Raw genomic sequence first — 12,888 nt, 5'->3', positions numbered from 1 at the left:
GCAAGAGGCTGGGTGCCGCCCGGGGCGAAACTGTGGCTCAACCCCAAGGAGCCCGTCATGAACCTATTTCTGTATTTACTCACTGTGCTGATCTGGGGCACCACGTGGATTGCCCTCAAATGGCAGCTTGGAGTGGTGGCGATTCCGGTGTCCATCGTCTATCGCTTTGGCCTCGCCGCGTTGGTGCTGTTCGTGATGCTGCTGCTCAGCCGCAAGCTGCAGGTGATGAACCGTCGCGGGCATTTGATCTGCCTGGCCCAGGGCCTGTGCCTGTTTTGCGTGAATTTCATGTGCTTCCTGACTGCCAGCCAGTGGATCCCCAGCGGCCTGGTGGCGGTGGTGTTCTCCACGGCCACCTTGTGGAACGCGCTGAACGCCCGGGTGTTCTTTGGCCAGAAGGTCGCCCGCAATGTGTTGATGGGCGGCGGTCTGGGCCTGCTGGGCCTGGGGCTGTTGTTCGGGCCGGAACTGGTGGGGCACACCGCCAGCCCGCAAACCTTGCTCGGCCTGGGTTTGGCGTTGCTCGGCACTATGTGTTTCTCGGCGGGCAACATGCTCTCGAGCCTGCAACAGAAGGCTGGCCTCAAGCCGTTGACCACCAATGCCTGGGGCATGGCCTACGGCGCCTCAATGCTGGCGATGTACTGCGCAGTGCAGGGCATCCCGTTCGACATGGAGTGGAACAGCCGCTACATCGGTTCGTTGCTGTACCTGGTGATCCCGGGTTCGGTGATCGGGTTTACCGCCTACCTGACCCTGGTCGGCCGTATGGGCCCGGAGCGGGCGGCGTATTGCACCGTGCTGTTCCCGGTGGTGGCGCTGAACGTCTCGGCGTTTGCCGAGGGCTACCAGTGGACCGCGCCGGCGTTGGCCGGGTTGGTGCTGGTGATGCTGGGGAATGTGTTGGTGTTTCGTAAGCCCAAGGTTGGCGCGCCAATCAATCCAATCTACAAGGCGAAGCAGGTCTAGTGTGGGAGCTGTCGAGCCCGAGCGGGGCTGCGATGCAGGCGCTGCGGTCTTGCAGGTGCACTGCGGTGATGCCATCGCAGCCTCGCTAAAGCTCGACAGCTCCCACATTTGATCCTTTTTGTCTGAGAACCAGCGTTCGTTATTTCAGGCCCAGGCGCTTGGCCATCCGGCCCAGGTTGGCCCGGTCCAGGCCCAGCTCGCGGGCGGCGCTGGCCCAGTTGTGCTGGTGGCGTTCGAGGCAGGCACTGATAACCTGGCGCTGGTAGTTCTCGGTGGCCAGGCGCAGGTCGCCGGTCACGTCCGGCACGGCGTCGGGCTGCTGTTCGATCGGTGGTGCGCTGACGTTCGGCAAGTCCAGGTCCGTGGCGTCCAGGCTGAGGATCTTCGGCCGTTCCCGGCAGTTGCCCAGCGCTTTCAGGGCGCTGCGGCCGATCAGGTGTTCCAGCTCGCGCACATTGCCTGGCCACCCATATGTCAACAGCGCCGCCTGGGCGTCACTGGTCAGGCGCAGGCTGCCCAGGCCCATGCGCGAGCGGTTCTGTTCGAGGAAAAAGCCGGCCAGCAACAGCACGTCGCGCCCGCGCTCACGCAGCGCCGGGACTTGCAGCGGGTACACACTCAAACGGTGATAGAAGTCGGCGCGATAGCGGCCACTGCGCACTTCTTCGGCTAAATCCCGGTTGGTGGCGGCGATCAGGCGTACATCTACCTGATGCTCCTTGTCGGAGCCCAAACGTTGCAGTTGGCCGCTTTGCAGCACCCGCAACAGCTTGGCCTGCACGGTGAGGGACAGCTCGCCCACTTCGTCCAGGAACAACGTGCCGCCATTCGCCAGTTCGAATTTGCCCCGGCGTTCATTCAGCGCGCCGGTAAACGCGCCGCGCACATGGCCGAACAACTCGCTTTCCACCAGGGTTTCCGGCAGGGCGGCGCAGTTGAGGCTGATCAGCGGTTTTTCGGCGCGGGAGGAGGCGGCATGGATCGCCTGGGCCACCAGTTCCTTGCCGACGCCGGTCTCGCCGGTGATCAATACCGTCAGGTCGCTGCCACCCACCAGGTTGATTTCTTCCACCAGCCGTTTGTGGGTTTTGCTCTGGCCGATCATTTCCTTGTGCTGCTGGCCGCTGGCCTGGCGGTAGATTTCGGCGCGTTGGTGTTCGTCTTCGGCGCGCAGGGCCAGGCGTTCGATGCGTGCGGCGACATTCACCGTCGCGGCGGCAAGGCTGGCGAAGGCTTGCAGGGCGTCCAGTTCCACCCGTTCGAAGCGTTCGGTATCCAGGGCGTCGAGGGTCAGCAGGCCCCAGGGCTGGTCGTCGACAAACAGCGGGCAGCCCATGCAGTCATGGACTTCCAGGTGCCCGTGCAGGCCATCCACCAACCCGTCGTAGGGGTCGGGCAGGTCGCTGTCGCTGTCAAAGCGGGTCGGGCCGGGGCTGCTGAGCAGCACGCCAAAGCGCGGGTGCTCGCTGACTTTGAAGCGCCGGCCGAGGGTGTCGGTGCTCAGGCCGTCCACCGCCAGCGGTACCAGCCATTCGCCATCGAGGCGCAGCAGGGCGGCGGCGTCGCAGGGCAGCAGGGCTCGCATGGCCTGGAGCAGGCGCCGGTAGCGCTCGCCTTCGGGCAGCTCGCGGGACAGGTCGGCGACCAGGGGCAGCAGGGTGGTGAGCAGGGGTTGCGCAGTCATAATGACTCCTTGTAGTCATAGTGACTATAAGATGTAGGAAGTCATACTGACTACATTAATTTCAAGTAATTGATTTATAAGGGTTTATAAGTTGGCACGAATACTGAGTAGTAGAGGGTATTCAGTAAGAAGACTCAGGAGTCTGCCATGCTTAGTGCCCAAGACCGTGCCATCGTCAAATCCACCGTGCCCCTGCTGGAAAGCGGCGGCGAAGCGCTGATCACCCATTTCTACCGCATGATGCTGTCCGAGTACCCCGAGGTGCGCCCGCTGTTCAACCAGGCCCACCAGGCCAGCGGCGACCAGCCACGGGCCCTGGCCAATGGCGTGTTGATGTACGCCCGGCACATCGACCAACTGGACCAGTTGGGCGACCTGGTGGCGAAGATCATCAACAAGCACGTGGCCCTGCAGATCCTGCCGGAGCATTACCCGATTGTGGGCACCTGCCTGCTGCGGGCGATTTCTGAAGTGCTGGGCAGCGAAATCGCCACCCCTGAAGTGATGAGTGCCTGGGGCGCCGCTTATGGCCAACTGGCTGACATCCTGATCGGTGCCGAAGCGGCTATCTATAAAGAGAAGGCCGAGGCACCGGGCGGCTGGCGCGGTGCGCGGTCGTTCACCCTGGTCAAGCGAGTGGAGGAGAGCGCGGAAATTACCTCGTTCTACTTCGCACCGGTGGATAAAGGCCCGATCCTGGCCGCCGAGCCAGGCCAATACATCGGTATGAAATTGCTGCTGGAGGGTGAAGAAGTACGCCGCAACTACTCCCTCTCGGCCCGCAGCCAGTCGGGCCAGTACCGCATCAGCGTCAAGCGCGAGGCCGGTGGCCGGGTGTCGAACTACCTGCATGACCAGTTTCAGGTGGGGGCGACCATCGACCTGTTCACGCCATCGGGTGAGTTCACCCTGGCGGCCAGCGACAAACCGTTGGTACTGATCAGCGGTGGTGTCGGCATCACGCCAACCCTGCCGATGCTCGAAGCGGCCCTGGCCACTGAGCGTCCGATTCACTTTATCCACTGCGCGCGCAATGGTGGGGTGCATGCGTTCCGGGAGTGGGTGGATGGCCTGGCTGCGCAGCATCCGCAGCTCAAACGCTTCTATTGCTACGCCGAAGATGATGGCGTGAGCCCGGCGGCGGACAAGGTCGGCATGCTGAGCCAGGAGCAGCTGGCGGCGTGGTTGCCCCAGGAGCGTGATGTGGATGCTTACTTCCTGGGGCCAAAAGGCTTCATGGCGGCGATCAAACGTCACCTGAAGGCCCTGGGTGTGCCAGAGAAGCAGAGCCGGTATGAGTTTTTTGGGCCGGCGTCGGCGCTGGAATAACCCTTACCCCCTGTGGTCTTGTGATTATCTGTGGCGAGGGGGCTTGTCCCCCGTTGGAGTGCGCAGCGCTCCCATTCTTTTGGGGCTGCTGCGCAGCCCAACGGGGGACAAGCCCCCTTGCCACAAAGGACTCGGTCGCAAGGAAGTTTCGAAACAGTTCCCCAGATTAATCCGCTGTTAACCCTCCCTGTTTAAACCTCCTCACGCCAACTGCTCAACTTTCACCGTCCGCGTGTAAACTTGCGGCCATTGGCACAACCACAATTGGCTAAAGGGAAACGGGGATGATCGACGAATTGCGTTTGGGCAGGGAGCGACGCTTTCTGGTACTGCTGGGCATCATTTGCCTGGCGCTGATCGGCGGGGCGCTGTACATGCAGGTGGTGTTGGGCGAGGCGCCATGCCCGCTGTGCATCCTGCAACGCTACGCCTTGCTGCTGATCGCGATCTTCGCCTTCATCGGGGCCGCCATGCGCACCCCTCGCAGTGTCACGGTGTTTGAAGTGCTGGTGACCCTCAGCGCCCTCGGTGGCGTCGCCGCCGCCGGTTATCACGTGTACATCCAGTACTTTCCGAAAGTCAGCTGCGGCATTGATGTGCTGCAACCGATTGTCGATGGCTTGCCGCTGGCCTCGCTGTTTCCCTTGGGGTTCCAGGTCGATGGCTTCTGTGAGACGCCTTACCCGCCCGTCCTCGGCCTGTCCCTGGCCCAATGGGCGCTGGTGGCGTTTGTGCTGACCGTCATCCTGGTGCCACTGGGCATCTACCGTAATCGCCAGCGCAAAGCCTAAGCCGTAACAACCCAACGCCCCGACCTTCCTATAAAGAAGGTCGGGGCGTATTTGTTTGTGGAAATTTGTGAAGGGGCTGTGACGCGAGGCAAGTTTGGGTGCGCGCAGTGTGCGACATGTTGTCACACGGAAGCGGCCGCCGGACGTTTCTGACCCCAGGAAACGCGGCATAAATTTGCACCAGGCGGCGTTTTGTGGCTGTCAGTTCGTGGCGTGGCCGGCGCCGCGAGTCGCGCGAGGCCGGCGACACTGCCCGATGTCCGAATGCCTTGTTTTTAGGGCACTTGGATCCGTTTTCGATGCCCTTACAGCTTGTAGGGGATGTGGCGTTATGCCCAATAACACGGCATTTTTTGTGGTTTTTGTCGAGAATCAAACACGATACGATCGCGGACCTTTGCAATAATGGTGAAGGATTATTGCTGGAAACGATAAAAATTATTTCTGGATAAGACATGGTTTATACATCGCTAGCTAACTACAATCGCCCGCACTGAATGTCCGGTGCTGCTCACCCCTGAGCAAACAATGGCGGTCGAGAAGCGGGTGTAACGTTTCATGCGACCCCAGGTGCCGGCAGCTTTTCAACTATCCGCACCAAATGGAATTGGTCTGTAACAAGGCCTTTGACCCACGAATTCGAATAAGAACTCACCGCTAGCCCGGGACGTGTCGATTCGCGCAAGGTGCGACGGGCAGGCCCTTATTCAATCGAAGAGAAATGCCAACCCTTGGCAGGGTGAAGTGTTGGCGATCAAAACCCAACTGCATTGCGCAAGCTGCTTTAGAGGTCGTGAGATGAGTAAAAACAGGTACCCCCGATTACTAGGCTTTTTGCCGCTGCTCGGCATGCTGTTAATGCTGGGAGGCTGCAAGTGGACCTTGCTCGACCCTAAAGGTCAGGTCGGTCTGGATCAACGAAACCTGATCATCACCGCCACCCTGCTGATGCTGTTGGTCGTGGTGCCCGTGATCATCATGACGTTCGCCTTCGCCTGGAAATACCGCGCGTCGAACACCAGCGCGACGTACGCGCCGAAGTGGTCGCACTCCACCAAGATCGAAATCGCGGTGTGGCTGGTCCCGGTCCTCATCATCATTGCCCTGGGTTACATCACCTACAAGTCGACCCACGAGCTGGACCCTTACCGTCCGCTGGACTCCGACGTCAAGCCGATCAACATCGAAGTGGTCGCGCTGGACTGGAAGTGGCTGTTCATCTACCCGGACCTGGGTATCGCCACCGTGAACCAGATCCGGTTCCCGGAGAACACCCCGCTGAACTTCCGGATCACCTCCGATGCGGTGATGAACTCGTTCTTCATCCCGGCACTGGGCGGCCAGATCTACGCGATGGCAGGTATGCAGACTCGCCTGCACCTGATCGCAAACGAGAAAGCTGAAATGGAAGGCATCTCCGCGAACTACAGCGGCGCTGGCTTCACCGGCATGAAATTCAAAGCGATCTCGACGAGCCAGGAAGATTTCAACGCCTGGGTAGCCGAAGTCAAGGCCGCACCTAAACAGCTTGATCAAGCTGAATACGACGCCCTGACCAAACCAAGCCAGAACAACCCAGTCGCCCTGTACTCCACGTACGAGCCGGACCTGTTTCAGAAAATCGTCGACAAGTACGAAGGTATGAAGCCAGGCAAGCCGATCGAGCACGAGAAGAAAGAAGTGGCCGCGGTTGAAGGTTCTGACACGGGCTCGCATTCAACTGCTGGGGCAGAGGAGTAAACGATGTTTGGTAAATTAAGTTGGGATGCGGTCCCGTTCCACGAGCCGATCGTGATGGTGACCATCGCCATGATCGCGCTGGGTGGTCTGGCACTGTTTGCGGGTATCACCTATTTCAAGAAGTGGACCTACCTGTGGACCGAGTGGCTGACGTCTGTCGACCACAAGAAAATCGGTGTCATGTACGTCATCGTTGCCATGGTCATGCTGCTGCGTGGTTTTGCCGACGCCATCATGATGCGTACCCAGTTGGCCATGGCCACCGAGGGTTCGCCTGGCTACCTGCCTCCTGAACACTATGACCAGATCTTCACCGCCCACGGTGTGATCATGATCATCTTCATGGCGATGCCTTTCTTCACCGGCCTGATGAACCTTGCCTTGCCGCTGCAGATCGGTGCGCGTGACGTTGCGTTCCCGTTCCTGAACTCCTTGAGCTTCTGGCTGCTGGTGTCCGGCGTAGTGCTGATCAACCTGTCCCTGGGCGTCGGCGAATTCGCCAAGACCGGTTGGGTGGCTTACCCGCCGTTGTCGGGCATTGCCTACAGTCCGGGCGTGGGTGTGGATTACTACATCTGGGCGCTACAGCTATCAGGACTCGGGACGACACTGACGGGGGTCAACTTCCTGGCCACCGTCTTGAAAATGCGCGCCCCGGGCATGAAGTTGATGGACATGCCGATCTTCACCTGGACCTGCACCTGGGCCAACGTACTGATCGTCGCATCGTTCCCGATCCTGGCTGCAACCATGGCGTTGCTGTCGCTTGACCGTTACCTGGATTTCCACATTTTCACCAATGAACTTGGTGGCAATCCAATGATGTACGTGAACCTGTTCTGGGCATGGGGGCACCCTGAGGTGTACATCCTGATCCTGCCAGCGTTCGGTATCTTCTCTGAAGTGATCTCGACCTTCTCGGGCAAGCGCCTGTTCGGTCACCACTCGATGATCTACGCCTCGGGCGCGATCTCGGTACTGGGCTTCATGGTTTGGCTGCACCACTTCTTCACCATGGGTTCGGGGGCCAGCGTCAACGCGTTCTTCGGACTGGCGACGATGCTGATTTCTATCCCGACGGGGGTGAAGCTATTTAACTGGCTATTCACCATCTATCACGGTCGTCTGCGTATCACCAGCCAGGTTCTGTGGACCCTGGGCTTCATGGTGACCTTCGCGATCGGCGGCATGACCGGCGTACTGCTGGCCATCCCGGGTGCTGACTTCGTACTGCACAACAGCCTGTTTGTAATTGCTCACTTCCACAACGTGATCATCGGCGGCGCGGTATTCGGCTACATCGCAGGCTTCAGCTTCTACTTCCCGAAAGCGTTCGGCTTCAAGCTGCACGAAGGCTGGGGCAAGGCTGCATTCTGGTTCTGGATCTCGGGCTTCTTCGTCGCGTTCATGCCGCTCTACGCCTTGGGCTTCATGGGCATGACCCGTCGTCTGAACGCCACCACCAACCCTGAGTGGGTACCGTACCTGTACGTGGCCATGTTCGGTGCGGTGATGATCGCGGTCGGTATCGCCTGCCAGCTGATCCAGCTGTATGTCAGCGTGCGTGATCGCAAGCAGAACCTGTGCGAATCCGGCGACCCATGGAATGCGCACACCCTGGAATGGTCGACCTCGTCGCCACCGCCGTTCTACAACTTTGCCGTACTGCCTAAGGCTGACAGCATCGATCCGTTCACTGAAGCCAAGGAAGACGGTACTGCGTACCAGAAGCCTGCGCGTTACGAACCGATCCACATGCCGAACAACACCGCCACTGGCGTGGTGATGGGTGCGCTGTTGACCGTCTTCGGTTTCGCGATGATCTGGCACATCTGGTGGCTGGCCATCGCTAGCCTGGTGGGCACCATCGGTTACTTCATCGTTCACGCTGCCCGTGATGACCAAGGCTACATGGTGCCGGTCGACGTGATCGAACGCATCGAAGCCGAGCAACACGCTCGCCTGGTTGCCGAGAAGAAGATCCCGGCCAACCGTGTTGAAACCTCGTTGGAACAGGCTTAAACCATGTCGAACTTAGTGACCAATGCTGGACACGCCCATGTCGATGACCATGGGCACGATGACCATCACCACGACTCGGGGCCAATGACCGTCTTCGGTTTCTGGCTCTACCTGATGACCGACTGCATCTTGTTTGCGTCGATCTTCGCGGTGTACGCGGTACTGGTAAACAACGTAGCGGGTGGCCCGTCGGGCCACGACATCTTCGAACTGCCTTACGTGCTCGGCGAAACCGCCTTGCTGTTGTTCAGCTCGATCACCTACGGCTTCGCCATGCTGGCCTTCTACAAGGGCAGCAAGAAAGGCGTCCTGAGCTGGTTGGCCCTGACCTTCCTGTTCGGCCTGGGCTTCATCGGCATGGAGGTCAATGAGTTCCACCTGCTGATCTCCGAAGGTTACGGCCCGCACCGCAGCGGCTTCCTGTCGGCGTTCTTCACGCTGGTAGGTACCCACGGTCTGCACGTATCCGCCGGTCTGATCTGGATGGCGACCATGATGTATCAGGTCAACAAGCATGGCCTGACCAACACCAACAAGACTCGCCTGAGCTGCCTGAGCCTGTTCTGGCACTTCCTGGACGTGGTCTGGATCTGCGTCTTCACCGTTGTCTACCTGATGGGGACTCTGTAATGGCTAATGCACATTCCCATGACAGCCATGATGACAGTCACGGCAGCGTCAAGTCGTACGCCATTGGCTTCATCCTGTCGGTCATCCTGACGCTGATTCCGTTCGGCCTGGTCATGTACCCGACCCTGCCGAAGTCGATCACCATGATGATCGTCCTGGCGTTCGCGGTGATTCAGGTGCTGGTTCACCTGGTGTACTTCCTGCACCTGGACCGCTCGAAGGCTCAGCGCGATAACGTGATTGCATTCGTGTTTGCAGGCTTGGTGATCCTCCTGCTGGTTGGCCTGTCGGTATGGATCATGTTCAGCATCCATACGTTCATGATGGCGAAGTGAGGTAAGACCCGATGTCGCTTAAGCACTTTATCCAAATCACCAAACCGGGGATCATTTTCGGTAACGTGCTTTCTGTGGCAGGCGGCTTCTTCCTGGCCTCCAAGGGGCATGTCGATCTGGCCATTTTCCTGGCTGCGATGATCGGCACGTCCCTGGTGGTAGCTTCCGGTTGTGTATTCAACAACTGCATCGACCGCGATATCGACATCAAGATGGAGCGCACCAAGAATCGCGTGCTGGTCCAGGGGCTTATCTCCCTGAAACTGGCACTGATCTTCGCGACCGTTTTGGGTATCGCAGGCGTGGTGTTGTTGTACAAGGTGGCCAACCCGCTGGCGGCGCTGTTTGCCGTGATCGGTTTTGTCATCTACGTCGGCTTCTACAGCCTGTACCTCAAGCGCAAGTCGGTTCACGGCACGCTGGTGGGCAGTCTGTCGGGGGCGATGCCGCCGGTGATTGGTTATGTGGCTGTGACCAATAGCTTCGACATGGCCGCGCTGGTGCTACTGGTGATGTTCAGCCTGTGGCAGATGCCGCACTCTTATGCCATCGCGATCTTCCGCTTCAATGACTACCTCGCTGCCTCGATTCCGGTTCTGCCGGTCAAGCGTGGCATCAAGGTCGCCAAGAAACACATCCTGCTCTACATCCTGGCCTTCCTCGTGGCGACCTTGATGTTGACCTTCAGTGGCTACGCCGGCATGAGCTACCTCGCCGTTGCCGCCGCCATGGGCATGTACTGGTTGTACATGGCCTGGACCGGCTACAAGGCGGTGGATGACACCGTCTGGGCACGCAAGCTGTTCGTCTTCTCGATCTTCACCATCACCGCCTTGAGCGTGATGATGTCCCTGGATTTCCAGGTGCCGAAAGAGTTGCTGCTGACGTACGCGCACTGAGTGGATGAAGTACAAAAAGCCCCGCCTTCGTGAGAAGCGCGGGGCTTTTTTGTAGGAGCGAGCTTGCTCGCGAAAAACCTGAGGGCACCGTGTCAAACCGGATACGCTGCGTTATCGTTGACGTTTTTCGCGAGCAAGCTCGCTCCTACAGACTAATTAATTGAAAAATGCAGGAAGCAGAATGATGAGTAAAAAAGCCGTTATCGTCTTCAGTGGTGGGCAGGACTCCACCACCTGCCTGATCCAGGCGTTGCCGCTGTATGACGAGGTGCACTGCATTACCTTTGATTATGGCCAGCGGCATGTGGCAGAAATCGAAGTCGCACAGAAGCTGGCAAAACAGCTGGGTGCCACCGTTCACAAAGTGATGGACGTGTCCCTGCTGAACGAGCTGGCCATCAGCAGCCTGACCCGCGACAACATTCCGGTGCCCACGGTAAACAGCTCCGGCGAGAGTTTGCCAAGCACCTTCGTGCCGGGCCGCAACATTCTGTTTTTAACCCTGGCGGCGATCTACGCCTACCAGGTCAAGGCAGAAACGGTGATCACCGGCGTGTGCGAAACCGACTTCTCGGGTTACCCCGATTGCCGGGACGAGTTCGTCAAGGCGCTGAATAAAGCGCTGCAACTGGGCATGGAATACGACGTGCGCCTGGAAACGCCGCTGATGTGGCTGAACAAGGCCGAAACCTGGGCCCTGGCGGATTATCACCACCAGTTGGACTTGATCCGCAATCAGACCCTGACCTGCTACAACGGCATCATCGGTACGGGGTGTGGCAACTGCGATGCGTGCAACCTCCGTGCACGTGGCCTGAACGACTACCTGGACAACAAGGCAGCCGTCATGCAGAGCCTGAAAAGCAAACTGGCGTGAAGCGGATCGTTCCCGCGCCCTGCGTGGGAACGCCGCCTTGGGCGCTCCGCGTCCGCCTTTGTGACGCGGAGTATCACGGGATGCATTCCCACGCCGAGCGTGGGAACGATCATCACTGGGCTTGTTTATCGCCGGTGATGTAGCGCTTGAACAACGAGCGTGCGCCGTAGGCCGGCAGGATGTTGAAGAAGGCGAAGCAGACTTTGATCGCGATCTGCACGTAGATCATGTTCAGGAGGTCGCTGGTCTGCATCGCACCGTAGAACGCGATGAAGCAGAACAGGAAGCTGTCGATAATCACCGCGAAGAACGTACTCAGGAAAATCCGCAGGAACAGGTATTTGGAATTGGTCAGCTCTTTGATCTTGCACAGCAGGTACGAGTTGATGTTCTCCGACACCAGGAACGAAACCGAGGACGCGATCAACACCGACGACACCTGGATGATCACGTCGTTGTAAGGCCCGTCGAGCTTCCAGCCTGGCAGGCCGGGGAGGAAGGTGGAGCCGTAGAGCAGGACGATAATCATCGCGTTACTGGCAAACGCAAACAGGATGGCCCTTCTCGCCAGCCTCAGCCCGAACTGCTCGTTGAGCAAGTCCACGATCAGGAACGTCAGCGGGTAAAGGAACGTGCCGGGTGTGACGATAATGCCCAGCGACTCCAGATAAATCGGTTTGGTCGCAGCAATACTGGTAAAGATATAAAACGTAAAGAGCAGCAAGTTCAGGATGATATAAATCATCCACGAGTTCTCATTACGGTCGTTAATGTCGTATGCGGTGAGCGCTCCGCCCTGTGAATAGAACTTCTTGTACATGTTCTTGACTTCCATTTTATTTAAATTGTCCATGATTTCGCTGTTCAGCACTTCGCTCAGCTTTATGCGAATGATCTTCCCGGTGGCGATCACCATGATCACCGCCAGGCTCTTGTCATTCTCGAACCCCAACAGCTTATATTTGCTGTTTTCGGCTCCGCCCTCATACGTTGTCATTGAAGCGCTCCTCGATGATATCGCCCACCACACAGATACGGTCCGAGTTCACGCAGGCTTCATCCGTGATAAACAGTTTTTGGGCGGCTCGGTCGTACACCAGCTTTTCCTTATCGTCACTCGATGAACCCTTCTGCACGATCAGCAGGTCGCCGGGCTCGTTCACGCCGGGGATTTCAGTCTCCAGCAAGACGCCTATCAAGTTGTAGGAAGTACCGAAGTAGTAGGTCAGCGGGTACAGCGTGGCCAGTTCGCCAATTCGCTTGTCCATGCTCGTTATCACCAGGCTCTCCTTGATGATCGGCACGGCGGCGGGGTTCATATTTCCCTGGGGGGAAATACTGCTGTCGATGATCTCTTTCTCTTCAAAGTCGAGGGTCTCGATTTCTTCATAGGAGACGCCAAAGAAATCCGAGATCTTGCGGACGGTGGACTGCTGGACGTTAACGACCTTGCCTTCCAGGATGTTGTAGATCGTGGTTCGGGTCAGGCCGGCCGCGTTGCACAACGACAGCTGCGTCTCGCCGCGGCTTTTGATCAGGTATTTGATGTTGCTCTTCAAATACTCGGTGCGTTCTTTTCGATGAATCACATGCCCACCACTTCCTTTTGTTT

Annotated in this window: 12 protein-coding genes and 1 pseudogene; 9 read left to right on the top strand and 4 right to left on the bottom strand. The window is 58.5% G+C overall.

From position 1 onward, the window contains the following. The first annotated feature begins 57 nt into the window (after nt 1–57). Nucleotides 58–969 (top strand): DMT family transporter, encoded by a 912-nt coding sequence (locus HX855_RS00380; protein WP_177088591.1) that lies wholly within the window; start codon nt 58–60, stop codon nt 967–969. 139 nt (nt 970–1,108) lie between these two features. Here the strand turns inward: HX855_RS00380 and norR are convergent, their stop codons facing one another. Continuing rightward, nucleotides 1,109–2,653, bottom strand: a complete 1,545-nt coding sequence (gene norR, locus HX855_RS00375; protein WP_177088593.1) for a nitric oxide reductase transcriptional regulator NorR — start codon at nt 2,651–2,653, stop codon at nt 1,109–1,111. 147 nt (nt 2,654–2,800) lie between these two features. Between norR and hmpA the strand changes: the two genes are divergently transcribed. Both hmpA and HX855_RS00365 read left to right on the top strand, forming a co-directional pair. After that, nucleotides 2,801–3,982 carry an NO-inducible flavohemoprotein gene (gene hmpA / locus HX855_RS00370; protein WP_177088595.1) on the top strand — a complete coding sequence of 394 codons (1,182 nt, stop codon included), beginning with the start codon at nt 2,801–2,803 and terminating at the stop codon, nt 3,980–3,982. 284 nt (nt 3,983–4,266) lie between these two features. Then, nucleotides 4,267–4,773 carry a disulfide bond formation protein B gene (locus HX855_RS00365; RefSeq protein WP_177088597.1) on the top strand — a complete coding sequence of 169 codons (507 nt, stop codon included), beginning with the start codon at nt 4,267–4,269 and terminating at the stop codon, nt 4,771–4,773. A 556-nt stretch (nt 4,774–5,329) separates the two neighbouring features. On the opposite strand, the pseudogene HX855_RS33625 reads toward HX855_RS00365, so the two are convergent. Further along, nucleotides 5,330–5,544: pseudogene (locus tag HX855_RS33625) on the bottom strand (hypothetical protein). Nucleotides 5,545–5,571: 27 nt separating this feature from the next. On the opposite strand from HX855_RS33625, the gene cyoA reads away from it, so the two are divergent. The 6 genes from cyoA to queC all read left to right on the top strand — a co-directional run bounded on the left by cyoA (nt 5,572) and on the right by queC (nt 11,276). Next, nucleotides 5,572–6,513: a ubiquinol oxidase subunit II gene (gene cyoA / locus HX855_RS00360; protein WP_177088678.1), complete on the top strand. Its 942-nt coding sequence runs from the start codon at nt 5,572–5,574 to the stop codon at nt 6,511–6,513. A gap of 3 nt (nt 6,514–6,516) precedes the next feature. After that, the gene (gene cyoB / locus HX855_RS00355; protein WP_177088599.1) at nt 6,517–8,535 is read left to right on the top strand and encodes a cytochrome o ubiquinol oxidase subunit I; all 2,019 of its coding nucleotides are present in this window, start codon (nt 6,517–6,519) and stop codon (nt 8,533–8,535) included. 3 nt (nt 8,536–8,538) lie between these two features. Continuing rightward, on the top strand, nt 8,539–9,165 hold the full coding sequence (locus HX855_RS00350) for a cytochrome o ubiquinol oxidase subunit III (RefSeq protein WP_177040736.1): 627 nt from the start codon (nt 8,539–8,541) through the stop codon (nt 9,163–9,165). Further along, on the top strand, nt 9,165–9,500 hold the full coding sequence (gene cyoD / locus HX855_RS00345; protein WP_177088601.1) for a cytochrome o ubiquinol oxidase subunit IV: 336 nt from the start codon (nt 9,165–9,167) through the stop codon (nt 9,498–9,500). The genes HX855_RS00350 and cyoD overlap by 1 nt, the downstream gene beginning before the upstream one ends. A gap of 11 nt (nt 9,501–9,511) precedes the next feature. Continuing rightward, nucleotides 9,512–10,399 carry a heme o synthase gene (gene cyoE / locus HX855_RS00340; protein ID WP_017480052.1) on the top strand — a complete coding sequence of 296 codons (888 nt, stop codon included), beginning with the start codon at nt 9,512–9,514 and terminating at the stop codon, nt 10,397–10,399. A 184-nt stretch (nt 10,400–10,583) separates the two neighbouring features. Next, on the top strand, nt 10,584–11,276 hold the full coding sequence (gene queC / locus HX855_RS00335; RefSeq protein WP_177088603.1) for a 7-cyano-7-deazaguanine synthase QueC: 693 nt from the start codon (nt 10,584–10,586) through the stop codon (nt 11,274–11,276). Between the two features lie 112 nt (nt 11,277–11,388). Here queC and HX855_RS00330 read toward each other — a convergent pair whose 3' ends face one another. Further along, nucleotides 11,389–12,273, bottom strand: coding sequence for a queuosine precursor transporter (locus tag HX855_RS00330; protein ID WP_177088605.1), 885 nt, complete (start codon nt 12,271–12,273; stop codon nt 11,389–11,391). After that, a complete protein-coding gene (locus tag HX855_RS00325) occupies nt 12,260–12,865 on the bottom strand; it encodes a helix-turn-helix transcriptional regulator (RefSeq protein WP_177088608.1) in 606 nt (201 codons plus the stop codon). Before HX855_RS00325 ends, HX855_RS00330 begins: the two co-directional genes overlap by 14 nt. Between the last annotated feature and the right edge of the window lie 23 nt (nt 12,866–12,888).

The sequence above is a fragment of the Pseudomonas sp. IPO3778 genome (genome assembly GCF_013386825.1).
In the GTDB taxonomy this organism is placed as follows: domain Bacteria; phylum Pseudomonadota; class Gammaproteobacteria; order Pseudomonadales; family Pseudomonadaceae; genus Aquipseudomonas.
Note: the sequence above shows the minus strand (reverse complement) of the source record. Positions and strands in the feature narration are given on the sequence as shown.